Origin of the sequence: Sulfolobus tengchongensis (assembly GCF_036967215.1) — an archaeon.
GTDB classification, from domain to species: Archaea; Thermoproteota; Thermoprotei_A; order Sulfolobales; family Sulfolobaceae; genus Saccharolobus; species Saccharolobus tengchongensis_A.
On the sequence record NZ_CP146016.1, the window covers coordinates 2,672,997 to 2,695,698 of the forward strand.

The following is a 22,702-nucleotide window of genomic DNA, read 5'->3' on the forward strand; positions in this document are numbered from 1 at the left end:
TCAAAATACTATGCTAAGCATCTAATTAATAAATGTGTTCACTAAATCAGAACATATGATTACCATTGGAATTATAGGCAAGACTAACGTTGGCAAGAGCACATTTTTTGCCGCAGCAACACTTAAGGATGTTGAAATAGATAATAGGCCATTCGTAACCATTAACCCCAATGAGGGCATAGGATATGTAAGAATTAAATGTGTTCATACTGAATTTAATGTCAAGTGTAATCCGAAGAACTCTATATGCATTGATGATTACAGATTTATACCAATAAAACTACTAGACGTAGCTGGTCTCATACCCGGTGCTCATGAGGGTAGAGGATTAGGGAATAAGTTTCTAGATGATTTAAGGCAAGCTGACGCATTAATACACGTTATTGATGCAAGTGGGTCAACAAACGAAGAAGGCATTCCAGTGGAGCCTGGTTCAAGAGATCCAGAAGAGGATATTAAATTTATAGAGAAGGAATTAGATGAGTGGTTTTATTCTATTGTAAGTAAAGATTGGGCTAAATTCTCTAGGACAATTGACTTATCTGGAAAAGATCTAGTAGAAGCGTTATTGAGTAAATTATCTGGAATATCTGTAAATAGATCGCATATAATTGAGACCTTGAAAACCACCAAACTAGAAAACTTGAAATTAATGCAATGGACAGAACAAGATTTAAGGCTTTTCGCAAAAACATTACGAAACATAAGCAAACCGATGATAATAGCCGCAAATAAAAGTGATCTACCCCAATCCAGAGACAATATTAAACGATTAAAAGAAAAATATAAATGGGTAATTCCAACCAGTGCAGCGTCAGAAATGGCTTTAAGAAAGGCCGCTAAGGCTGGAATAATAAAATATATTCCTGGTGATAGTGAATTTACAATACTTAAACCAATAAATGAAAAACAAAAAAACGCGTTAGACTACATTAAGGTAAATGTATTGGAAGTTTATGGAAGTACCGGAGTCCAAGAAGCTATAAATACCGCAGTATTCGATGCATTGGGCATGATTGTTGTATACCCAGTAGAAGATGAGAGAAAGTTAACTGATAGAAACGGAAATGTCTTACCAGACGCCATACTGCTAAAGAGGGGATCTAGCCCAAAGGATCTAGCTAGTGTTATACATACTGAATTAGCTAAGGGTTTCTTATATGCAATTGACGTTAAGAAGAAAATAAGAATAGGAGAGAATTATCAGTTACAAAATAATGATGTAATAAAGATCGTATCAACTACTGCTAGACCTTCTTAAATAACTTGGGATAAATTTTTCACCTTTTTCCACATCTCTATCCACTATAGATCCAGGATAGATCCACGCGTATGCGCCTATTTTTACTCCCGGTAATATAGACACATTGATCCCAGTTCTCACATGAGCACCCACTATCGCGCCTAGCTTCTTTCTTCCACTGCTCACTATCTCATTTCTTATTCTTACTTTAACCTCTTTTTCGTCAAATCTCAAATTTGCGGTTATCGTTCCTGCACCAAAATTTACATCTTCGCAGATTATACTATCTCCAACGTAACTTAGATGAGGTATTTTACTATTTTCCATTATCACGCTTTCCTTTATCTCATTGAACGCGCCAATTTTCACATTGCTCCCTATTACGGTATATGGTCTTATATAGGCGTTAGGTCCAATTGTGGCATTTTTACCTATATATACTGGCCCTTCGATATAGGTACCGGATTTTATTACTGCTCCCTCTTCTATAATTGCTTTACCCTTAATTTTTACATTCTCCTCAATAGAACCTAAATTTCGATCTATTTCTCTATCTAGAAAGAATTTATTGGCTTCTATTAGATCCCATGGCCTACCTATATCCATCCAAAAACCATTGTATTGGACGACCTTGACTTTACTGCCAATAAGATTTACAGCATCAGTGAGTTCTAGTTCCCCTCTACTAGAAACTTTAATCTTACTTATATAAGAAAATATATCATTTGTAAATTTATAAATTCCTGCATTGATCAAATTTGATGGTGGATTCTCGGGCTTCTCAACTATCTTCACTAAATTACTCTCAGAATCTCTTATTATAACACCATAATTTTTAGGATTTTGAGACTCGGTGGCTAGTATTGCATTTCCTTTAACATTTAATAAATTTTTAATAGCAGATTCCTCAAAAGCTAGATCTGCATATATAACTAAAAACTCGTCATCTTTACCAATATGCTTCTCCACTGCTTTTAATGCGGCTGCTGTACCATGGCCTTCCAATTGTTCAACTAAAGTCACGTTATCCAAAACTTTGTAATATTCCTTATGTTTACTATCAATTACTATTAGAATATCTCTAGTATATCTTCTTAGAATCTCAATATTTCTCAAAATTAAAGGATAATCGAGAATAGGTACAAAAGGTTTGGGTCTTGTATGTGTTATTGGTTCTAGTCTTTCTCCCTTACCCGCTGCTAACAGTACTGCTTTCAATCTGTTTACCTAAATTTTCTGGTACTTTAAGAACTTTAGTTTTTTCTATTTCCGCTTTCCTTAAAGGATATATCTTCTTAGCTGCTTCAAATATCTCATTGGCTAATCTACCAAATACGACTTCTTGCACGAAATCATCAAAAGTAAGTTCACTCGCCTTTTTAGATACTATATCATTTATTATTTTCCTAATTGCTGTCTTTTGAGATTGATGACACTTATATGTAGTTAATACTAACCCCTTAACTCTTATCACGTAACCGTCTTTAGTTGTTACGTCAATTATACTGTTTATTTTAGAGCTCTTTCTTCGAATTAACGATCTTAAATAATCTCTTGAAAGTTCATGTCCCGCGAATCTAGTAACTAATCTATCTCCATTATTTTCTATAATTTTAAAGTAAAGATGAACATAAACTTGACTGAAATCTCCAGTTAGATCATATAAGGTTGTCTCAACTCTTCTTCCGATAGTCTGGTTTACATCATAAGCTGGAGTGGAACCTAGAGGTACTTCTCCGAAAACTTTAGGTGCTATTATGTTGTACCATCTTTTCATTTTCCACTTGTCTTTGATTGCTCCTCCTTTAGCTGACATTACTCATCTCCTTTTCATTGTGAATTATCCTGGTATAAAGTTTTCTCAAAAAATGTACGATAACCCTAGCCTCTTCCTCGTCTTTAACTCCCCTTATTATTGCACGCTTCATAGCTATGTACATTTTATAATCCTCATCTGACCTTTTAAGTAACTTATAAAGGGTTTCAGTATATTTGTCTATTAGTTGAATAGAATGTTCTGAAATTGTGGAAGTCTGAGGATTATTCAATATTCCTCTATTTTTCCAAATTTCGTATAATATTATACCTACTGCATGGGAAAGATTGAGAACCGGGTAGCTTGGATTTGCTGGAATGTGAAGAAGGAAATCACTTTTGAAAATCTCCTCCCTAGTTAAACCTACACTCTCTCTACCAAAAATTAATGCTACCCTTTTACCTTGAATTAAAGGGAATAATTCCCAAGGCTTTATTGACTTTCTTAAAATATCTCCTTTATTATCAGCTATGCTAGAAGTAGCTATTTTAATATCAACATCAGCAATCGCATCGTTAAAATTATTTACAATTTTAGCATTCTCTAAAAATTCTTTGCCACCTGCAGAGAATTTTATTGCCTCAGAAATATTTACCTTGGGATTAACTATATATAGTTCGTCAACAAGAAAATTCTTACATAATCTAGCAATAAAGCCTACATTGTACTCACCTTCTGGTTCTACTAATACTACTCTAATCATTCTCCCTTATCACCTCTAAGCCCACAAGTCTCTCATATCCAATAACCTTTTCGTATTTGCGTAAAATTTTATATCTTTTCTTGTGAATAGCATATAATATCTTGTCCTCGTCACTTAATGACGAGAATAAGGTATAAATTCTATTAGCGTTCACCTCATTTAAAAATTCCATAAGAACTTTAGCTCCATCCTTCCCTCCAGACCAACTATAACCTATCCATTGATTATATTCCTCAACTGGTAAATAAGGAGGATTAAAAATAGCTACGTCAAAATTTTGTCTCCTAAGACAAGTTAGTAAATTGCAATTAAGAATATCATAGTTACTAGGATTAAAAAATTTTTCATTAATTTTTAATGAACATAACGTAGATAACGTAGCATATGGATTTATGTCAACAAAGATAACTTTAGCTCCTCTCATTAAAGCCAATAAACCTAATACACCAGACCCAGATCCCATATCTAAAACTCTGTCTCCTTTATTTACCCTAATTAAATTAAGTAAGAGCTCGGTATCGTCCGAAGGTTCGTACGTTTGATCGTTCAAGCAGAGCTTAACTCCATGGAATTCAATAACTCTAATATTTGCCAAGGCTTAAATTCCCTCACCTTTAGATCACTATATGAAATACCTCCGCACAGCTTAGAAACTCTTCTTAATGTTTTATTCTTATATTTACTGATACATCTTATCAACTCATCAATGTCCTTCCTATATTGCCTCACTCTATTAAATATCACTATAGTTGAGAAAACTTTAGGTGAGGGTCTAAAATCTCGTGGAGGGATCACATCTTTAGCTTGAATACTAAAATGATAGTTCAGTAAAAAGGAAATATACGTAGAATCATTTAGTACTTTTTCCACAAAATCATTTTGAAGTATTAATAATAGCCTACGTATACCATCCATTTTAACTATTTCCTTGAAAAAATCAGAAGTTATTTGATATGGTAATGAAGATACTAATTGCCCCCTTAATACTGGTAAATGTCTCGCATCAGCTATTACGAGATTATATCCTTTCAAATATTTTATAAACTTCTTATCCAATTCTATACAAATATCAGGTTCTAAAAATCTAGTAATGTTACCTTTACCACATCCTACTTCTAATATGGGTCTAATATTATTATCAATATATGAAATAAACTTACTTATTACTCTCTCGTTAACTAGAAAAACCTGCGAAAGCTTTACCTTAGCTTTTCAATGTAACCCACATAAATTGGTTGTTGTTCTAATCTTTTATTTTCATCTACGATAATAGGATATACAAATAAGTAATATTTCTCTCCTCCTTGCATCTCCTTTATTATCCTTTCTACTAACATTGAAACTACGTCTTTAACGCCTATTCTCGCCTCTATATCTTTAAAACTATCAAAGGGTTTTTTCTTTCTTTCCTCTAAAATTATTCTTAGGGTTTTCTTACCTATATTAGGTAATAATTCTAATGCATGAAGTTTTAACGTCAAAGGCTCGGCCTTATTAAAAACTTCAACAAATATCCTCTCTTTTTCTAAAATTATCTTTTGTAAAACTTTAGGCAAATTGTCTTTAGATAACGATGTTAAATCATCATATGTGATATGCGCATCTACTTTGACATTAGAATTTGACTCCAATTCTATCTTTTGCTCAGGGGAGAAATCCAAATTAAAAGCTAAAGGAGTGAGCTCGAGTAATAAGAAGTAGTCCTCTCCCACTGCTTGTATAAGTGGCCTATCTCTATGAAACTTATGTTTATCTAATGGATTGCCTTCCCTCATATAATCTAAAACATATACTACTCGCTCCTTTACTAGCTTCCTTCTTTGCAAATCTACTTCCCTAAGAAGTAATAGATTCTAAAAGTAAAAACTCAACTCTTAATGTATTTCTTAATTATATCAATTATTTTTTGTATATCGTCTGAAGAATATGACTTGTTAGAATCCATTATTAGAATACTTCTAACTTCATCTGGCGTCAAAGGACAAATACTGGCTAAAACAGCCCTCACGTCTTCCCTATTTACAATACTGCTAAGCTCTTCCATAATTTTCTGTGCTACTTCCGCATCACATTTCTCTACGCTATTTAAATAATCATAAGTCCTCTGTAATAAATTGGATGAAACACCAGATTTTATTACTTCCCCTAATAATTTCTTTGCAACAGAATATGGAATATAATGCTCATCAACTATATAGACGGATGACAATTACTAATCACCTAGTAGGGCTAAAAGGAACTAAATGCTCAGGTCTAATAATAATTAACTTTTGCTTATCACCTATTGAAACGGAAACCATATATGCTTTACCTCTTCTGCCAACTATCTTGCCTACCTTCCCTTGATAACGCCTATGTGGCATTCCAGAATGAACTGAAGAGTTTATTTTTATTACTACTTGATCTCCCTCTTTATAATCGACCATTAATCTACTTAATGGTGGTATTGCACCTCTCTCTCTAGGACTTTTCCTCAACAAGCTTCTCGATCTGGTTCGATAACCCCTAGAATGTTTAACCATACTAATTCCCTCATATTCATTATATACCACATAATTAAGATTTTTGTTGGAAAAACATTTAAAGCAAAACTAAAGTACACTATATAGGTTGCGGGGGTGCCCGAGCCTGGTCAAAGGGGGCGGACTTAAGACCCCGAAGTAAGAGATCCGCTGGCGAAGGCCTGCACGGGTTCGAATCCCGTCCCCCGCACTATTTATATAATATGTTGCACTTTTTCTTATGCTTTAGAAACTCTGATTTTTGATTTGTATTGAAACCTTATAGTCATAAAAATTAGTGATAGAATGGATTTAGTTTATTGGCGATATAATTTAATATAAATCAGAGAAATTAATAGAAACACCATATCTATAGATCCTATATTAGCTTTTATTAATCTAAAATTTTATTCTTATAATAAAATCAGACAATATCCCATCACAAGGTTATCTATTTTCATTAAGTTTTAATCAATTAAAATATGCAACAATGTTTTTTTCTAAATTCTACGCACGTACAAATGGGCCCGTGGGGATTTGAACCCCAGACCACTCGGTTTCTCAAGGGAATTTATGAGCCGAGCGCTCTACCGAGCTAAGCTACGGGCCCACATATACATTAACTAAAAAACTCTTTTTAAGACTTACGCTTTTATGTTTAGGTACCAGACTTCCACTGTTCTAAGTACCCCTTTTGTTCTTCCGTTAGTTCATCAATTTGAACTCCAATAGATTTTAGTTTTATTCTAGCAACCTCATAATCTAATTCGATTGGCATATTATACACTTTATTTTGCAATTTTCCCTTGTTCTTAACTAGGTATTCGACAGCTAATGCTTGATTAGCAAAGCTCATATCCATAACCTCACTAGGATGCCCCTCTGCAGCAGCTAAATTAACTAATCTACCTTCTGCCAACAAATATATCTTCTTGCCATTTTGTAGAACGTATTCATCTACATAAGGTCTTATGTTTCTTACACTGACCGCAGATTCCTTCAGACCTTTAACATCTATCTCGACGTTAAAATGTCCGGCATTAGCTAAAATAGCCCCGTTTTTCATGTTAAGCATATGCTCTACTCTTATTACTTTAGTGTTTCCAGTTGCAGTTACAAATATATCCCCAATACGTGAGGCTTCTGAAATTGGCATTACATCAAATCCATCCATTACTGCCTCTAATGCCCTTATGGGATCAACTTCAGTAACTATAACTCTAGCACCTAAGCCTCTTAATCTGTTAGCTATACCTCTTCCTACCCATCCATAGCCAGCTACTACTGCAACTTTTCCAGCTAATAAAATGTTTGTAGCTCTAATTATTCCGTCTATTGCGCTTTGTCCAGTACCGTATCTATTATCAAAAAGATACTTGGTATACGCGTTATTCACGGCGATGACGGGATATTTTAGGACTCCTTGTTTCTCCATAGCCCTAAGTCTAATCACACCGGTAGTAGTTTCCTCAGTACCACCAAAAACCTTCAACTCAGAAGACATTTTCTCATGTACAAATGCGTGTAAATCCGCGCCGTCATCCATAACTATATGTGGCTCATGTATTTTTACAATACTTTCTATATTATTATAGTATTCGCTTTCACTTTCTCCCCTCCATGCAAATACGGATATTCCCTCGGTCACTAGAGCCGCTGCAACTTCATCTTGAGTAGAAAGAGGATTACTTGCTGCTAATGCAACTTCAGCGCCACCCATTTTAAGGGTTTTGACTAATGCTGCAGTCTCCTTAGTTACATGAAGAACAGCAGATATGTTTACTCCCTTTAACGGTTTTTCTGCTTCAAACCTCTTTCTTATCTCTAATAACGTGGGCATATGCATTTCTGCCCATTCTATTTGTTTTTTACCATCATTTGCGAGCGAAAGATCCTTTATTTTGTAGTTCATCGTAAGTTTTTTATCGTGATTATATAAAAAGCTTAAGAGTTAGCCTATTTTTAAGATATAAAAATAGGCATTAAGTGAGAGAGACGAGAGACACTCCTTTTTACGCAATACTGCTCTATTGATAACTTATACACAAACCATAGTTAACTTCCAGCTATCGGTATCATTGTCAATTTATGATTTTTAACTATTGTATCAATACATAGACTCTTAGTTAGTTAGAAACTCTATAGGGATTTTTTAGAAACCGAATATTTTGGCTGTAACTAAGCTTATATTCAAAACCAAATCTATACGTAGTAGAGAATCATAATATACCATTTTACAGGAAAAAATTTGAGAGGGATGACCAATAATATCCGTTTTAAAATTATAAATCCACTCAATATAATAATTCCGAAAAATGCGGGGGGCGGGATTTGAACCCGCGAAGGCCTTCGCCAGTAGGGCCTGAGCCTACCCCCTTCGACCTAGCTCGGGCACCCCCGCAGACACTATCTATAATGTAGCAGTGTGATAAATTAATAATTTTATTTCCAGTCTGTATACCTAAAAGAAGGAATCGTATATAGGACAGCTCCGTCGTTATTTTTAGAAAGTTGCATAAATAATTTAACCTCTCGTATACCATAATAATTTCAAGTTGTCATTAATACATAACTTTCAGTAAGTTTTTCCTTACTTGTCTATCTACTTAAGTTATAATATGCCAGTTCTCTAATAAGGTTATATAGAAAAATTGACACTATTATACTTTAAAAATACCAGACAAAAAACTGATACTTTTACGCCGGGGGCGGGATTCGAACCCGCGAGCCTCAGAGAGGCAGTAGGTCCCTCGTAGCTCGCTGGAAAATGGGTCTCGAGCCTACCCCCTTAGTCCGCTCGGGCACCCCGGCACTTATATCTTAGTAATTGAAAAATTTAAAATTAGGCGGGAACGTAAATTGGGTCTTCATCTGTAGATATTTTGGTTATCTTTTTAAATTCATTTTTGATATTCTTAGGTAAACTAAATGATACTTTATGGGAATAACCATCATAGAACCGTAACTGCCCATCTATACGTTCTTCTATTCTGGTATTTATTTCATTTTCCGAAATTAAGTCTGGCCTTACTCCACCATAAACAAAACCCCATAAACCGTCAAAAGAAGCCATATATGTATATGAGGCGGATGCTTCCTTAAAGACGTCTTTTATGGTATTATAAATCGTAACATACACTTCTAATGAAAATGAAGGAGATGTAGCTTGTGTTACTATACCACCTTTTTCATTTAGTATTCTTTTTAACTTTTCATAAAATTCCTTTGTGTAAAGTTTATAGGATGTTGAGTCCTTTATAGGGTCAGTTAAGTCTAATATTACAGCATCATATTTCTCTTTAGTCTCTTCTACGAATTTATATCCATCCCCTATTATTAAGTTAGTCCTTTTATCATCAAAAGCGCCTTGGTGCCATTCGTATAAATATTTCCTTGCAAATTCTATAACCTTATCGTCTATATCTACCATTGTAACTTTTTTTACTGACTTATATTTCAGAACCTCCCTAAGCGTTGCACCTTCTCCTCCGCCTAGGATTAACACATTAGTAGGAGGTGTTGGTAATGATAACAACAAGGGATGAACAAGTAGCTCATGATATATATATTCATCAAATAGTGTAGATTGTACTTTTCCGTCTATGATAAGACCTCTCCCGAATCTTGTAAACTCCACCAACATTATATGCTGATATGGAGTCTTCTCCTCTGCTAATACCTTATCTATTAAGTGCCCATGAAATTCATAGGGCGTTTGCCACTCTATAAGCCAATGCCAGCCAAACATTACTTTATTCTAACCCCATTAACTTTCTTGTTCTGCCAACTATACTTTCTTATTTTCTTTGACTTGCCAAACCCACAAGCTGCACAATAATGCTTACTCACATTGTATGCATTCCTTCCACATCTTCTACATCTTATATGCGTATGGCCTTTATTCATCTTACCAAATGATGGCGTACCTTTCAACCTAAATCACCTTTATGTAGTTTGCAAGGGTGAGATAAGGATTACGTTATCCCCTCTTATCACTATAGTTCCTAGCTTCTTACCACTGCCATCACTCTGTATTTCCTCTGAGTCAGACAGAACTAAATTCATATGCTGATCATAACTCCTTAGTACCCCTCTCACTTCTTTGTTTCCTTTTAGTTTGACTAATACCATATTATTTAATGATTCTGCTAGCACCTTGTGAGCAGTTTCTGCCAAAAAATTCACCTATCAGAATCATCTTGAACCGGATTTAAAAGTTAATCGGATAATTGGTAAAGTCCCGCCGCGGGGACTTGAACCCCGGACCACCCGGTTTCTATCCCCTATCTACAGCCGGGCGCTCTAAACCGGGCTGAGCTACGGCGGGGTCTATTAGACATGTTGATACTTATTATGTTGCACATTATAAGTTTTATTGCCATTAGTCCGATTAAACCTCACTAAAAACAGTTAGCGGTTTTACGAGAACTTTAAGAATCAACTTCATTAATAGTTCAGCAAGCTTTAGACACCACTTTTATCTATTTTTAAAAATTTAGTTGTGTTAAAATATATTCATTATTAATTTCGAGAAATCTTTAATTATATCTTTCACATCTTCAGAAGATATTAGAATTTAACTTTGACAAAGTAGTCGAATATCCTCCTGTGTACTTTTTCGTTAATTTGATCAACTTTTCACCAGCTAGTTCAATGTAACTGTTTATTTTGACAGATCTGTAAAAATTTTATATATTTTTCTTGTGAGAGTGTCCAATGCATAAGATTCGGCTTATTTTAATATAGAGTATAAAATTAACTTTATGTTCCAACTCATTAACTTTATCCAAGCTTGAATGACATATCTTCTATTGGGGGAATGGGCATCATCACGTATTGAGGTTGTTGAATAGATTCCGTATTCATGGCATGATGTCCGTTTCCTCAACTTAAGTATTACTCACATTATTCATTAACGAGATAGATTTCAAATAATTATTCACTGAATTTTCTCACTCAGATACTCTCTCGTGCGTTATGCAATGCTAATAAAACCGGCGGAGTTGAATAAAAGTATCGTAAAATTATGGGCCCGATGGGATTTGAACCCAGGACCTTCGCCGCGTCAGAACCATTAGGGATTTCATCCCCAATACCCCCAATGCTAATTGTAATGAAAGCTTAAAAAGACTGGACAATGTCCAATTGTGAATAGAATTGAGATAGAGAAATAAAAAATCCTTACTACTGAGAAAAATACTAATCCAATTTTTGAATTTGTGCAGAGTCCACCAAAACTTCCATGGGATTAATGTATACTCAGGTTACTCTTTATTTTAGCCACCTATCAAGTATTTTTTATACCTGACTTACGTTTTTGATAAAAAACATCAATCATTTTCTCGCCCTCTAGCTTCTTCATATATTCTATAACCGCAATTTTGATTAATACCGATAGCGTTAGGAAGTTCTTTCTCGCTACTTGTTTGAGATAATTGTACTGATTTTCTTCAAATACCAACTTTATGCTTTTCTTAGGCATTTGATTTCACCCTTAAAATGAGTATGATCAATTTTAATTCATGTTGATGAAAATGAGTTAACAATCTGTCATTCACTGACAAAAGAGCAAAAATTTCTGTTAAGGACTTACTCAAAACACTACTAAGAAATCTCGATTTGCTTCAGTCAGTTTCTGACTATTTACTGAAACTAGCACAAATGAAAGCAATAAGCGAATATGTCTGTCCCTTATGTCTCATTCCTTTCAGTAGCAGAACAGCATTAATGAACCACATTAGATACACAAACCCACCCATTACATTGTATGATATGTAAGAAGACTTTCAATGATTATAATGCACTCCTTGATCATATTTGCAAAAAGCATAATATATGTGTAAGTTAGGTGATTTTATGGATAGAATCAGATTAATGTGGCTTATTATCATATTTGGAAATATTGCAGATGTGATTATATCATGGTTTGGTTGGCCTATCGTACTTCGGAATGCCGATATATATACTTTCGACCTTAATGCACTTTTCAACATGTACGTTAATCAGATAGAGAGTTTTGGTGCTAACTTCTCATTATACCAACTGCTAATTCTTCTTATCGCTCTTAAAATTCTATTCATCGTCATGATTTATTGGTTTTCAAAATTAGCTGACAAACTAAAGGTAAGCAACATGAAATGGATAATATTACTTCCCTTTGCATTAATAACATTAGGCGTAGATGTATATGACGTATATGCATCAACACCTCCTTTTGGGCTCTTTATAAACTCTTCCCCTTTTTTCCTTTTTCAATGAATACCAAATATCTTTTAACAATACCTCTTCTAACACTATTTTTAATAACAGCAATAATAACAAATGCTGTATCAGCATCACAGATAGGAGCAAACCAAATAGTGGGCTCATATAAAGGCTCAAATTGGGCTGGTATTGTATATTCAGATTATTGGTCTGGAATTCTTAGTGGTAGTTATAATCCAATAATATCTGTATTTGAAACAATATATCTTGAAAACCTCACAATACATTACATGCAAAATCCCTTAAACGCACCAAATAATGTAGGAATATGGGTTGCATTATCACCATGCCCCGTAACACAAACTGGAAGTTCTAATATTAGTAACACATTATTACAAGCCGGTTATGGCATTATAGTGTATGAAAATAATAGTGTGGAAATACAATGGTTTGTACAAGGATTTAATAAAAATAATTTCATCATTAATTATTCAGGTTTTATACCAACTGGAAATTTTGCTGAGTTATATGTGTCTTTAGAAAACCTTGAAAATGGCACAGCATTAGCACAATTTTACGCATTTTATAATGTTAACAACCAAATAGTATTAGGATGGCAACATGCACAATATGTGTCATGGCCATTCTCAAATCAAAATGCACAATTTGCTTATACTATTTTGGAATCACCAAGAAGGATAGCTCTTAACGCTTATGGCTTTCCAGTCCTATTCTATACTGAGATACCAGTATTAAATGGCGGTTTAATAAAAATTGGATTCATATACCAAGTAACTTATTATACTATATCTGGTCCACGCTATTACCAATATATTGGACCCGGCAGTGGCTCTCAATCTGGTACAGATATACAAGCAGACTTATTCACTTTGCCCATATAGTGGTGACAATAATCAAATGACTGTAGTTCCCTATAATGCATGGCCCTATTCTAACGGTGGATATGATTATACCTATCTATTCTTGCAACCTGATGGGGCCTCAACTATTGCACTATAAGGAATAATTTTTCTTTTTCCTCTCTATTTCTTTCTTGTGATCACTAACGAAAGTGCTCAAAATTGTACAGTAATATATGCAGTTCCGCCTAATGGCCTAAATTATGAGCCACCACCACCGCCATTATGGGTTCAAATGCTACATACTATTATTTTTTACCTACCAGAAATACTTTTAGGAATATCAATACTGAGTGTGATAATAACAATTCACAAATCACCAGAAGTAAAAATAGCAATCAAATCATTCTTCAAAAGAAAGGCAAAAGGCTCTTTATAAACTCTTCCCTTTTTCCTTTAGAGGTCAATAAGGTAATTTATTTACTACTCATAGTTTTTTCTCTTATGAAAACATTTTTAATTCTTTAAAGGCAACCCTTTTTTTCAGGCGAAACACAGTGATTTTAAATGCAGAAAATATAAATGGCTTGACTCCACTAATAAATAATTCTGGTTCATGTAATGGGACCGTTTCGCCAGTAAATAACAATGGCTTTACTTTCGGTACTGTGTTCTCGCCAGGTTCATGTGTTCTAGCAAATAGTCCTTCATTACCATGGTACATAGCCTATTTGCCAGAAATTTTAATAGGAATAGCAGTAATAGGCGGAATAACTTTCTTAGTATTTAAAGGCAAGCTTAAGTTCCTAAGAAAGGCAAAAGGCTCTTTATAAATCCTCATTCTGTTTTTGAACTCAACGACGTGAATACTATTATTAATTGTACCTATTTATTATATTATAAGGAATGTCTCTCTCAGTTAGTGCTTCAACTTCTTACAATATTAATATCATTTCATCAGTCCCAATAAATCCCCATGCAGATTCTTCTTTCATTATTGTATTCCAGTTCATACCTAGCAACAATACTCCTCAACAGTTTGCCATTTTTGTAGGAAACAGCACTAGTGATCTTCAGCACGTTGCGATAGGGTATACAAATCAAACCAAGTACGGATATGCTAAAGTCTCAGTTATCAATGCTCAAATTGAGTATATTAATATAGTTTGGGTAAAGTACAATTATATAATTATTACAATATATCCTTATATAAATCAAACGACAACTAACATAACAACTACGATTAATTTGACTAGCTCATCACAAATCAACTTTGGTTTGCCATCATGGGCTAACTGGGTAATATCAGCTGCGGTTATGTTAATTCTTATCGGTCTGGGGTGGAAGTTTATGGGTACTGCAGGTTTGCTGATTTTTAGTATCGCAGGAATAATCTTACTTTCAGTCTTCTCTCTCATTCCGTTCTGGACAATTTACGTTCTTATTTTCATTTTAGCCCTTATAGGGGCTAAAGTCATAAGTTCCGCTCTAGGTGGTTCAGATGAAGAATGAGTTAGTTATTTCTATTCTTTTAATCTTCATTCTTTCATTATTTCTAGTAAGTGACATTAGCACAGCTTATAGTAGCGTTCCACTCCCACTGGCAATGGCCGTAAACGAAGAAATTTCTACATTATGGAGTACTAGCCCAACTGGTGTCAGTGCATTTCATGAAGCAAGTTCCATACCTAACAGTTTTTGGCTAGATGATAATGCAAAGTTTCTTGAATCGATTGCCCCTTACTGGCAGAGTTATAGTTCGTATGTGAATAGTACACTAAAGTTCCTACAGCAAGGTGATATAAATGGCTTCTTCATTAAGAGATTTGAGTATCCCTTCGGTCAATTTTATGAGAATGTTAGCGGTAGCCTTATCGGATATACTAACGGCTATTATTGGATATGGTATAACCAAAGTAATCCATTTCAGGGACTGAGGGTGTCTACTTATTATAACCCAACTCTAACTGGAGCTTATTTACAAAGTGTTGTTATACAAGAACCTAACGGGGTGCTTGTCAATCCATGCCAAGAAACTGAGAACCCAATAGTAGATGGCGGGTTTAGTGGAAGTGGTGGACAAAATCCACCATGGGAGTTACTTAACATTAGTGTATGGGCAAATAATACATATGTAAAGATACTCAATAATGCGAAAACATATCTCAATCTAACTGGGCCTAAGCTATTTGGTACTCCATCAGAACAATTACAATATAATTTCCCAATAGTGAATGTACTACCAAGTTATATTACATTAATAAAAGGGACTAAGTATCTAGGGCAGTATAATCCTAAAGGCCAGTTCATAGACTTTAACATTACATTATACATACAGTCATCATCTATAAATAGAATATACTTAATCTTTGTTTGGGAAAATGCTTCTGGCTCATTTATTCAAACAAATATGCCAGTTTTCTTCCAAGCAAACGGACAATGGCAAGTTGTAAATATGCCGATTCCCAACTCAGTGTACCCAAAATATTGGAATTTGGGCACTTTGTCTGCTTATCCATTACTTATCGGAATAGGCCTTTACGTACTTGGTGCTAGCCCAAGTCAAACTGGTAATACCAGCGTTTATGTTGGCGATATTGCTACATTATATCCTACAATTTACGCACCTAGATTTAACGTGATCAAAACACAGAACTATATTGCGTTTAACTACAGTTTCACAGATAATTCTGGCAATACATATTGGTGGGCATATCTATTGCAAAAGAACAATTTAATACAAGCATTGGCAGAGATCGCTAACGGTTCTATATTATACTTTGGATTTAACGGCCTTTCTACCATTGGAAGCGGTTACCAATATATGTACACTCAGAAATTTGGATACATAAAGAATTATCAAGACCCATCTAACATATCATGGTCTTACTTTACAAACGTGAACATTGGCCAGTGGCTTCTATTGAATACAAGTTACGCACCGAACTGGATTGGTGACTATAACTTACTTTTCATCTTTCCTTTAGCTAATTATACTCAATTTTCAAATCAATTTGGGTATTTTGGGCAAACTATAGTTTATTACGGGCCACCTTATGAGATTAGAAATACGCTTTACATAAACTCAACATTTGAAACGCCCGCAGGCTATTATCAATGGTTCCAAATTGCTTACTATTCAAACACATCTGGTGTTTTATATGGATTCTATTTCATTCCCTCAGTTGATTGGATTCCAGATCCCAATACAATCGTACAGAATATTTTAGAAGGTCCTTCATATTGGAAATATGCAGTTGTAGGTGAAGATTATTATGAAGGTGAAATTATCTATGCATTGGCACTTTTAGGTGAATATGGAAACACACAAGCCTTAACTATGGCAGAACAATCATGGCAAGCATACTATAACGAATTACAATGGTCACATGGGCAAACTTATCCATCTAGCTTAGCAAGATTTATCCTAGCTACTATTGCGCTTTATAATACAACACACAATTCACTTTATCTTAATGTTCTCAATCAATTAGGCTCTTGGTTATTGCAATATCAAAGCTCAAACAAGTATGTCACATATTATGTTAATACGTGGTATCATCACGATAGTGCAGTAACAACGGTAAATGGCTTCAATTCGTATGGTTACATAATTAATGAAACTAGCCAAATGGATGTAGGTACTGTTATCAGCGGAAGCACAATAGGGATTAATTTCTTTGAGGATATACCGTTAAACACATCTTATGCAATTCAACTTTACAATCAACCTTTCAAAGCTCTATTACCACCAACGATTAGTAATGATTTGAATGTCAGCGGAGTAGTAACTACAACACTTTACTTTAATGGTGGTGGAACATCTACAACAGCAAACGTAACGATAACAATTCAGATAGCTAATGCGGGCAGTGTTTTACAAACTATAGGTTCGGCAACATTTACTAATGTACAAATTCAACCTGGCGGTAGTAGTGGAAGCCCGCCTTTCTATCCGATAACATTCCGCATTCCCGTACAGACTACCATTAATGCCCCACCAACATCTACAATAATAGTAGGAATTAGCGTAAAAGCCCCACAGACAGTTTACATGTTAATTGACTCAACTAACGGACCATCAAACATCACATTCCCAATTGTGTGGCCTAATCCATTCTATGGACTCTTTACAATACCCAGAATGACAAATCCAATCATCAAGTATCCACAGCCTAATTATCATCTTGATGTAAGTGCAATCTCTGGCCAAGCATTAATGGCATTATACATAATGACTAAGAATACAACATATCTACAGCATGCTTTAATGGTTGAGCAATCATTACACTATTCGGAAGAACCTTTACTAGGTTGGGGTGATTTAGCAGGAAACAATATTCCAATTACCTTTAGGCTATGGATTTATAGTAACTATAGTGCAACACAGCCAGATTACTATACTTACATGGATGAATTAATCTCAGAATATGCTGATTCTGTGGGCAATCAAACTCTAGCAAACTTAGCAATTAGTAGAGTGTGGGAAAGAACCACACTAAACTATCCTTATTACATGGCTTATAATGTATCAGCATATGTATTACCAGGGAATGATGGCAAACAAATTAACTCAGAAACACAGCCATGGGGTGCTGTGGCTGAGCAAGATTATATTAGTACATGGGATTATTCACAAATTCAATTGTTCTATGCTAATTTCAATAATGGTAATTACTTAGAGAATCAAACCTGGAATGGCTCAGCCTTAATATTGCACATCTATGCACATTATAGCCAATCACTAACGTTATGGTTCTTAACTGGCATAACGAACTTCAATGTCTTCGTAAATGGACAAGCGATCAATTACGGAGCAAATCATCAAGTCTTACAATTTACAGCAAATCTATCTACAGGGGAGAACATAATCATCATTGTGCCAAATCCAGTAAACCAGATATCTACGAATACGGGAATTAGCACTAATGTTACTACGACATCATCATTCTTTAGCAGTAGCAGTAATGTCTTTCATATTTCTGGATTCTTAGGGTTTGTTATAGGGTTTGTAATATTGATTCTGCTAATCGGACTTTGCATACTTCGTTACAAAATCCCACGTATTCGCTTCAATAGGAAGACGTGAAATTAAAGGTAAATATTATGTCTATTTATCGAGAGCTTCAAGTAGTGACGGAAAGTAACGTTACGTCGGTCCTTTAGATGACGTCGTAAAAACTTACGTCAGTATTAGGAGTGGGGGTTAATCCCCCACAATGGGCCCGCTGGGATTTGAACCCAGGACCTTCGCCTCGTAAGAGCCCATAGAGTTATTGGCATAAGGGATAGAATAACGGGTTTTGTTATGCATTTAGGTTTTTCATAAATAAATATGGAAAGAAATTTTCAAACTACTGATTAAAATCAAGATAGGACGTTATTTTAACGGTTTACTGGGGAGTAAATCTTAATCGTCCAGCTTAAGCTCTTCTTTATATTTCGATTTTAAAGAGTACTTTCTGAAAGTTTTACCTCCAAAGTGACCCCAACCGCGATATACTATTCCTTCTTTCGCAAGCTGTGTTAAATGTACTAAAAGGACATTTCTCTTAATCCCTGTATACCTTTCCAATTCTTCCAAAGAACAAGAACCTTTTTCAGCGAGAACTAGGAGAATTTTTTCCTTAGCTGTAAGGTTTCTTTTGTAAGTCATATTTCCTCACTCTATAATATCACATCTTTTTAAACCCCCCTAAGTAGGATTAAGAAATCTTTAATGCTCATATGACGTCTCAGAAATTGAGCTAGTGTAAAAGGGGGAGCAGGATTAAGAAATCTTTAATCTTGTTTCCATTATTGCATTACCAAGGCTTTACAAGCAAAAAATTGGGGATCCGACCAGGTTTAATTTAGTTTACGGATTTGTTACAGTTTACTGGGGAGTAAATTCTATGTCGACAAAAATCAGCTCTCTAGCCATTTTGCAAAACTTGGGATCTATCTGGGTTAATTTCAGCTTATATATTGTGTTAACATTAATTAACAAAAGTTAACAGCATGCTAACAATTGTTAACAAATTGTTAACATGTGCTTTACTAGGGGTAAATACTAAAACTTATAGCATAATTTAAAGTCCCTTTCAGTTTCTATTAAGATAACATCAATTTTATCTATTTTATCTTTTATTTCAGTCATTGTTTTTTGTATGTCTTCTTTATTTGAGATCAACACGATCTCTTTTACTCCTCTTTCTGTTAAAGACCCTATGAATCTGCTAACATCACTAAATATTGATTTAGACGTGTAGCATTTCATTCTCTTCTCTAAATCACTAAATACAATGACAGTAATAACACACCACCAGCTAGAAGAGTTGCTGAAATTATTTTAACTGATGGAGTATCGAAATTAGGTATTTTAGCGAGATATAGTATATAATAAACAAAGGAAAAAAAGAAGAAAATTATAGCGGGGATTATTAGAAGAATTTTTATTGCTACTGTGGGACTTAACATTTCTCCTCATTGTGACAATATCATATCTTTTTAAACTCCCCCGATTAACATCGAATTTACTCCCCAGTAAACAGAGAAAAATTAAAAGACTGTAACCTAGGGGTATTTAAAGATATGATATTTTTCTTTTGAGATGGCATTATTAGATATCTTTAAGAGTAAAAATCAAAAGAAGACTGAGCAAAAAACCCAGAAGCCAAAAGAAAGACCTCAGAAACAACTTAATGTCTATCAACTTGAGCCTGGGCCTTTCGAAATATTATCAGATGAAGAAAGAGATCAATTAGAACAGAAATTCCTCCAGATCCTTAACGTGGTTGATAAAGGCACAATCTATATACAAGCAAGTAAGACTAAGTACCAATACGAAGACGAAGAGTATGAAGTGCTTTTCAATAAATTTTACCTCATAACAGAGGCAAACCTAGATTATCCAAAAGGTGAACTGACAAGAAAGAAAGTAAAAAGGGCATTACCTAGGTATGTCATTCTCGAGGACAACACTCTAGCGCAAGCAGCAGTTTTCTACAAGTTCCCAGACTTAGCCCCTGAAGGTATGTTATTCGAGTATTTCGGTTTAGGAGACATAGTTATAAAATGGGAATCTCTGGATCCAGTTAGTGCTGCTTCAGCTGTTGACCGTTCTAGGAAGAGGCTAGAATCCCTAGGTAGTACAGATAGTATAATAATAAGGAAGTTAGAGAAAGTGAAACAATTACAAGCTATTGTAGGGGGACAAGCAAAGCTCCTAAGATTATGGGCTTATCTCATTATTTACGGTCAAAATGAAGCAGAGCTTAAGCAAAAATTCATGCAAGCTAGAATAATTGCAAGATCCAGACTATTCGATCTTGATATCCCAGTTTTCTATCAGAAAGCGTTATACAATCTTGAGACATCAGTAGCTTCCTTTATTCCCTTTACAAATACTGTTAAGCCCGTATACGTAGACACAATAACAGCTTCATGGGAATTCTACCCCTTAATTTCTGAAGATCTTATAGACGCTGACGGGATCTTCCTAGGATTTTCAGATTCAGGATCACCAGTACTGTTTAACCCTTATATGAGGAATAACCACAATATTGTGATTTTAGGAGAGACTGGTTCTGGGAAGTCAATGACTCTAAAGATTTTACTAAAGAGGATGAAAGAAAAGTACAAGATTAAGATATGGGGAATAGACCCTGAGAACGAATACGTGAAATTAGCAGAGATATTAGGCTTTAAAGGGATTGTAGTACAACGTGGTACAAAGCTAGGTTTGGATCCAGTTCTAATGGCGAAAATTAACGTCCTTAATCCTGAAGACATTGCCGAGCTATTAGCTGAATTCTATTTGCCTGACGACATTGCATTAAGAAATAGATTAAGAGCTGCTGTGTTCGATGTATATGACGAATCGAGTGATCTATTTGACTTGATAGAGAGAATAAAGAATCAAGATGAACAAATATATAAATATTTAGAGGCTGCTAAGACTCCTCCAGACGTCTATATTTTCGAAGCTGAGGATAAGTTAGAGACTACTGAAAATATTGTTTTTGGATTGCGTGAGATATCTGGGCAAGGAGCAACCAGACTAAAAGCACTCATAACTACCTTATTAGCAGCAATCTTTCAAAGAGAAGCATTCTCAAATAGAGAGAAAGGATTTGTATTTGTAGATGAAGGTTGGCTATTTGTTAACTACCCAATTACGATGGCTTTGTTAGAAAATCTTTCAAGAAGAGCTAGAAAGTACTCGAAAGGACTAATATTTGCTACCCAGCGTCCTGCAGATGTAGTAAATAACGATTCTGGCAGAACGATATTAGAGCAGAGTGCTACAGTATTTTTGCTTAGACAGAGATCACAGTCGTTGCAAGTGTTGAAGCAAACATTTGCATTGAGAGATGAAGAAGCTCAAGAACTTCTTCAAGCTGAGCCTGGTCATGGTATATTGCGTACGGGTAACTATTTGCTAAGACTATACGTTCAGCCATCAAAAGAGGAATTTGAGGCGTTCAAAACTACGGGTGAATGGTGAGAACGATGAGAAAGAAGGCGATCATTACATACGTTGATGAAAATATATACGAGAAACTGAATGAACTTGCTATCCGTAAAGGAGCTTCCATTTCTCAAGTTGTAAGAGAAATTATATTGCACGAATTGAATGGTGATAGAAATGGCGAGAATTAGAGAGAGCTTAATCATTGAAGAATTATCTTTTTTGGACGAAAAACTAGGCGGGAATTCTCTGCTGACATTGAGAAATTTAATGTACTTCTTGTTTGGCGGGTTAATTGCATACAAATTAATAGAGGGAGGAGGAGTGAAGTTAGTCATCGGAGTTATAATTCTCCTTTTCGTACTGGCTCTCATCGTTTATCCAAAAAGGTCACTCACGCTGGAGAACATTCTCATAGGGGCAATATCGTATTATTTAGAGCCTCAAGGTGAAGCAGCGAAAAAGAAAGAAGCTAAGAAGCAAGAAAAGCAGAAGACTACGAAGAATTTAGCCAAAAAGCCATTAGCTATACCGAAGATAGATATCTCGCTAACGGCTTCTGGCATCATCTTGCTAATATTATCATTTATATTATATAATAGAATATCGCTGCTTGCAGTGTTCCCTGGTGTCATCGGGAGTTCATTAATAGCTTCAGAAATAGTATACTTCCTTATGGTGAGACTTGTAAGGCTGAAGAAGAAAGATGAAAAGAAGCAGAACGCATAACAGCTATGTCGAATTTTTTCAGTTTACTGGGGAGTAAACTCCTAGGGGGCACTATTTAAAGATGTGATATTTTTCTACTGAGACAAAATGAGAGTCTCGTACGTAAATGCAATGATTTGGTTTATTCTTGCAATTCTAATAGCTGGTTTTTTAGTGGGTCAACTCGGCGTTATACAATCTCCACCGCCTAATCT

The 22,702-nt window shown here is 35.0% G+C and carries 27 protein-coding genes and 5 tRNA genes; 12 read left to right on the forward strand and 20 right to left on the reverse strand.

All coding sequences use genetic code 11. From position 1 onward, the window contains the following. Nucleotides 1-55: 55 nt before the first annotated feature. Nucleotides 56-1,261 carry a redox-regulated ATPase YchF gene (locus V6M85_RS13465; RefSeq protein ID WP_338601167.1) on the forward strand — a complete coding sequence of 402 codons (1,206 nt, stop codon included), beginning with the start codon at nt 56-58 and terminating at the stop codon, nt 1,259-1,261. Here the strand turns inward: V6M85_RS13465 and spn are convergent. From spn to V6M85_RS13505, 8 genes are read right to left on the reverse strand one after another with little or no spacing between them, the layout of a single operon-like run. Continuing rightward, a complete protein-coding gene (gene spn / locus V6M85_RS13470) occupies nt 1,238-2,461 on the reverse strand; it encodes a bifunctional sugar-1-phosphate nucleotidylyltransferase/acetyltransferase (RefSeq protein ID WP_338601170.1) in 1,224 nt (407 codons plus the stop codon). The genes V6M85_RS13465 and spn overlap by 24 nt on opposite strands. Then, complete coding sequence (locus V6M85_RS13475) at nt 2,433-3,059, reverse strand: 30S ribosomal protein S3ae (protein WP_338601172.1); 627 nt, start codon at nt 3,057-3,059, stop codon at nt 2,433-2,435. Before V6M85_RS13475 ends, spn begins: the two co-directional genes overlap by 29 nt. After that, a complete protein-coding gene (trmJ, locus tag V6M85_RS13480; RefSeq protein WP_338601175.1) occupies nt 3,049-3,762 on the reverse strand; it encodes a tRNA (cytidine-2'-O-)-methyltransferase TrmJ in 714 nt (237 codons plus the stop codon). Before trmJ ends, V6M85_RS13475 begins: the two co-directional genes overlap by 11 nt. Then, the gene (locus tag V6M85_RS13485; protein WP_338601176.1) at nt 3,755-4,357 is read right to left on the reverse strand and encodes a HemK2/MTQ2 family protein methyltransferase; all 603 of its coding nucleotides are present in this window, start codon (nt 4,355-4,357) and stop codon (nt 3,755-3,757) included. Before V6M85_RS13485 ends, trmJ begins: the two co-directional genes overlap by 8 nt. Further along, nucleotides 4,309-4,914 (reverse strand): 16S ribosomal RNA methyltransferase A, encoded by a 606-nt coding sequence (locus tag V6M85_RS13490; RefSeq protein WP_338604829.1) that lies wholly within the window; start codon nt 4,912-4,914, stop codon nt 4,309-4,311. The genes V6M85_RS13485 and V6M85_RS13490 overlap by 49 nt, the downstream gene beginning before the upstream one ends. 47 nt (nt 4,915-4,961) lie before the next feature. Further along, complete coding sequence (locus V6M85_RS13495; RefSeq protein ID WP_338601179.1) at nt 4,962-5,588, reverse strand: DUF655 domain-containing protein; 627 nt, start codon at nt 5,586-5,588, stop codon at nt 4,962-4,964. Between the two features lie 41 nt (nt 5,589-5,629). Next, a complete protein-coding gene (locus V6M85_RS13500; RefSeq protein WP_338601182.1) occupies nt 5,630-5,971 on the reverse strand; it encodes a DNA-directed RNA polymerase subunit F in 342 nt (113 codons plus the stop codon). Nucleotides 5,972-5,978: 7 nt separating this feature from the next. Continuing rightward, nucleotides 5,979-6,284, reverse strand: coding sequence for a 50S ribosomal protein L21e (locus tag V6M85_RS13505; RefSeq protein WP_338601185.1), 306 nt, complete (start codon nt 6,282-6,284; stop codon nt 5,979-5,981). Nucleotides 6,285-6,374: 90 nt separating this feature from the next. On the opposite strand from V6M85_RS13505, the gene V6M85_RS13510 reads away from it, so the two are divergent. After that, a tRNA-Leu gene (locus V6M85_RS13510) sits at nt 6,375-6,474 on the forward strand. A 311-nt stretch (nt 6,475-6,785) separates the two neighbouring features. Here V6M85_RS13510 and V6M85_RS13515 read toward each other — a convergent pair. The 9 genes from V6M85_RS13515 to V6M85_RS13555 form a co-directional block, all read right to left on the reverse strand. Further along, a tRNA-Ile gene (locus V6M85_RS13515) sits at nt 6,786-6,873 on the reverse strand. A 48-nt stretch (nt 6,874-6,921) separates the two neighbouring features. Further along, on the reverse strand, nt 6,922-8,175 hold the full coding sequence (gene ahcY, locus V6M85_RS13520; RefSeq protein WP_338601187.1) for an adenosylhomocysteinase: 1,254 nt from the start codon (nt 8,173-8,175) through the stop codon (nt 6,922-6,924). Between the two features lie 404 nt (nt 8,176-8,579). After that, nucleotides 8,580-8,664: transfer RNA gene (locus tag V6M85_RS13525), tRNA-Leu, on the reverse strand. A 299-nt stretch (nt 8,665-8,963) separates the two neighbouring features. Further along, nucleotides 8,964-9,074 (reverse strand) — tRNA-Ser (locus tag V6M85_RS13530). A 31-nt stretch (nt 9,075-9,105) separates the two neighbouring features. Beyond that, nucleotides 9,106-10,011 carry a polyamine aminopropyltransferase gene (gene speE / locus V6M85_RS13535; RefSeq protein ID WP_338601190.1) on the reverse strand — a complete coding sequence of 302 codons (906 nt, stop codon included), beginning with the start codon at nt 10,009-10,011 and terminating at the stop codon, nt 9,106-9,108. Then, the gene (locus V6M85_RS13540; RefSeq protein WP_338601193.1) at nt 10,011-10,196 is read right to left on the reverse strand and encodes a 50S ribosomal protein L37e; all 186 of its coding nucleotides are present in this window, start codon (nt 10,194-10,196) and stop codon (nt 10,011-10,013) included. Before V6M85_RS13540 ends, speE begins: the two co-directional genes overlap by 1 nt. 12 nt (nt 10,197-10,208) lie before the next feature. Further along, nucleotides 10,209-10,439: an LSm family protein gene (locus V6M85_RS13545; protein WP_338601195.1), complete on the reverse strand. Its 231-nt coding sequence runs from the start codon at nt 10,437-10,439 to the stop codon at nt 10,209-10,211. 62 nt (nt 10,440-10,501) lie between these two features. Further along, nucleotides 10,502-10,590, reverse strand: a tRNA-Tyr gene (locus V6M85_RS13550). Between the two features lie 960 nt (nt 10,591-11,550). Next, entirely contained in the window at nt 11,551-11,745 is a 195-nt protein-coding gene (locus tag V6M85_RS13555; protein WP_338601197.1) for a hypothetical protein, read from the reverse strand. A 285-nt stretch (nt 11,746-12,030) separates the two neighbouring features. On the opposite strand from V6M85_RS13555, the gene V6M85_RS14220 reads away from it, so the two are divergent. The 7 genes from V6M85_RS14220 (at nt 12,031) to V6M85_RS13585 (ending at nt 18,416) form a co-directional block, all read left to right on the forward strand. Continuing rightward, nucleotides 12,031-12,111 carry a hypothetical protein gene (locus V6M85_RS14220; RefSeq protein WP_422398146.1) on the forward strand — a complete coding sequence of 27 codons (81 nt, stop codon included), beginning with the start codon at nt 12,031-12,033 and terminating at the stop codon, nt 12,109-12,111. Nucleotides 12,112-12,119: 8 nt separating this feature from the next. Then, nucleotides 12,120-12,521, forward strand: coding sequence for a hypothetical protein (locus V6M85_RS13560; protein WP_338601200.1), 402 nt, complete (start codon nt 12,120-12,122; stop codon nt 12,519-12,521). Continuing rightward, entirely contained in the window at nt 12,518-13,369 is an 852-nt protein-coding gene (locus V6M85_RS13565) for a hypothetical protein (RefSeq protein WP_338601203.1), read from the forward strand. The genes V6M85_RS13560 and V6M85_RS13565 overlap by 4 nt, the downstream gene beginning before the upstream one ends. Nucleotides 13,370-13,523: 154 nt before the next feature. Further along, nucleotides 13,524-13,766, forward strand: coding sequence for a hypothetical protein (locus V6M85_RS13570; RefSeq protein WP_338601205.1), 243 nt, complete (start codon nt 13,524-13,526; stop codon nt 13,764-13,766). 118 nt (nt 13,767-13,884) lie between these two features. Then, entirely contained in the window at nt 13,885-14,160 is a 276-nt protein-coding gene (locus V6M85_RS13575) for a hypothetical protein (RefSeq protein WP_338601208.1), read from the forward strand. Nucleotides 14,161-14,233: 73 nt separating this feature from the next. Then, nucleotides 14,234-14,839, forward strand: a complete 606-nt coding sequence (locus V6M85_RS13580) for a hypothetical protein (protein ID WP_338601210.1) — start codon at nt 14,234-14,236, stop codon at nt 14,837-14,839. Then, nucleotides 14,829-18,416, forward strand: a complete 3,588-nt coding sequence (locus V6M85_RS13585; RefSeq protein WP_338601213.1) for a hypothetical protein — start codon at nt 14,829-14,831, stop codon at nt 18,414-18,416. Before V6M85_RS13580 ends, V6M85_RS13585 begins: the two co-directional genes overlap by 11 nt. Before the next feature lie 321 nt (nt 18,417-18,737). Here V6M85_RS13585 and V6M85_RS13590 read toward each other — a convergent pair whose 3' ends face one another. The 3 genes from V6M85_RS13590 to V6M85_RS13600 form a co-directional block, all read right to left on the reverse strand. Further along, nucleotides 18,738-18,983, reverse strand: coding sequence for an ArsR family transcriptional regulator (locus V6M85_RS13590; protein ID WP_338601215.1), 246 nt, complete (start codon nt 18,981-18,983; stop codon nt 18,738-18,740). A 396-nt stretch (nt 18,984-19,379) separates the two neighbouring features. Next, nucleotides 19,380-19,586 carry a hypothetical protein gene (locus V6M85_RS13595; RefSeq protein WP_338601218.1) on the reverse strand — a complete coding sequence of 69 codons (207 nt, stop codon included), beginning with the start codon at nt 19,584-19,586 and terminating at the stop codon, nt 19,380-19,382. 8 nt (nt 19,587-19,594) lie between these two features. After that, nucleotides 19,595-19,786: a hypothetical protein gene (locus V6M85_RS13600; RefSeq protein ID WP_338601220.1), complete on the reverse strand. Its 192-nt coding sequence runs from the start codon at nt 19,784-19,786 to the stop codon at nt 19,595-19,597. Nucleotides 19,787-19,919: 133 nt separating this feature from the next. Between V6M85_RS13600 and V6M85_RS13605 the strand changes: the two genes are divergently transcribed. The 3 genes from V6M85_RS13605 to V6M85_RS13615 are packed head-to-tail and all read left to right on the forward strand — an operon-like array spanning nt 19,920 to nt 22,508. Then, on the forward strand, nt 19,920-21,815 hold the full coding sequence (locus tag V6M85_RS13605) for a VirB4 family type IV secretion system protein (protein ID WP_338601223.1): 1,896 nt from the start codon (nt 19,920-19,922) through the stop codon (nt 21,813-21,815). A 5-nt stretch (nt 21,816-21,820) separates the two neighbouring features. Further along, a complete protein-coding gene (locus V6M85_RS13610; RefSeq protein WP_338601225.1) occupies nt 21,821-21,970 on the forward strand; it encodes a ribbon-helix-helix domain-containing protein in 150 nt (49 codons plus the stop codon). Beyond that, entirely contained in the window at nt 21,957-22,508 is a 552-nt protein-coding gene (locus tag V6M85_RS13615) for a hypothetical protein (RefSeq protein WP_338601228.1), read from the forward strand. Before V6M85_RS13610 ends, V6M85_RS13615 begins: the two co-directional genes overlap by 14 nt. Nucleotides 22,509-22,702: the final 194 nt, after the last annotated feature.

Excerpts from the sequence above, each read along its gene's own strand:
- V6M85_RS13465 (WP_338601167.1), top strand. The coding sequence starts at position 56 with ATGATTACCATTGGAATTATAGGCAAGACTAACGTTGGCAAGAGCACA.
- V6M85_RS13475 (WP_338601172.1), bottom strand. The coding sequence starts at position 3,059 with ATGTCAGCTAAAGGAGGAGCAATCAAAGACAAGTGGAAAATGAAAAGA.
- trmJ (WP_338601175.1), bottom strand. The coding sequence starts at position 3,762 with ATGATTAGAGTAGTATTAGTAGAACCAGAAGGTGAGTACAATGTAGGC.
- V6M85_RS13505 (WP_338601185.1), bottom strand. The coding sequence starts at position 6,284 with ATGGTTAAACATTCTAGGGGTTATCGAACCAGATCGAGAAGCTTGTTG.
- ahcY (WP_338601187.1), bottom strand. The coding sequence starts at position 8,175 with ATGAACTACAAAATAAAGGATCTTTCGCTCGCAAATGATGGTAAAAAA.
- speE (WP_338601190.1), bottom strand. The coding sequence starts at position 10,011 with ATGTTTGGCTGGCATTGGCTTATAGAGTGGCAAACGCCCTATGAATTT.
- V6M85_RS13555 (WP_338601197.1), bottom strand. The coding sequence starts at position 11,745 with ATGCCTAAGAAAAGCATAAAGTTGGTATTTGAAGAAAATCAGTACAAT.
- V6M85_RS14220 (WP_422398146.1), top strand. The coding sequence starts at position 12,031 with ATGATATGTAAGAAGACTTTCAATGATTATAATGCACTCCTTGATCAT.
- V6M85_RS13560 (WP_338601200.1), top strand. The coding sequence starts at position 12,120 with ATGGATAGAATCAGATTAATGTGGCTTATTATCATATTTGGAAATATT.
- V6M85_RS13565 (WP_338601203.1), top strand. The coding sequence starts at position 12,518 with ATGAATACCAAATATCTTTTAACAATACCTCTTCTAACACTATTTTTA.
- V6M85_RS13580 (WP_338601210.1), top strand. The coding sequence starts at position 14,234 with ATGTCTCTCTCAGTTAGTGCTTCAACTTCTTACAATATTAATATCATT.
- V6M85_RS13585 (WP_338601213.1), top strand. The coding sequence starts at position 14,829 with ATGAAGAATGAGTTAGTTATTTCTATTCTTTTAATCTTCATTCTTTCA.
- V6M85_RS13590 (WP_338601215.1), bottom strand. The coding sequence starts at position 18,983 with ATGACTTACAAAAGAAACCTTACAGCTAAGGAAAAAATTCTCCTAGTT.
- V6M85_RS13595 (WP_338601218.1), bottom strand. The coding sequence starts at position 19,586 with ATGAAATGCTACACGTCTAAATCAATATTTAGTGATGTTAGCAGATTC.
- V6M85_RS13600 (WP_338601220.1), bottom strand. The coding sequence starts at position 19,786 with ATGTTAAGTCCCACAGTAGCAATAAAAATTCTTCTAATAATCCCCGCT.
- V6M85_RS13605 (WP_338601223.1), top strand. The coding sequence starts at position 19,920 with ATGGCATTATTAGATATCTTTAAGAGTAAAAATCAAAAGAAGACTGAG.
- V6M85_RS13610 (WP_338601225.1), top strand. The coding sequence starts at position 21,821 with ATGAGAAAGAAGGCGATCATTACATACGTTGATGAAAATATATACGAG.
- V6M85_RS13615 (WP_338601228.1), top strand. The coding sequence starts at position 21,957 with ATGGCGAGAATTAGAGAGAGCTTAATCATTGAAGAATTATCTTTTTTG.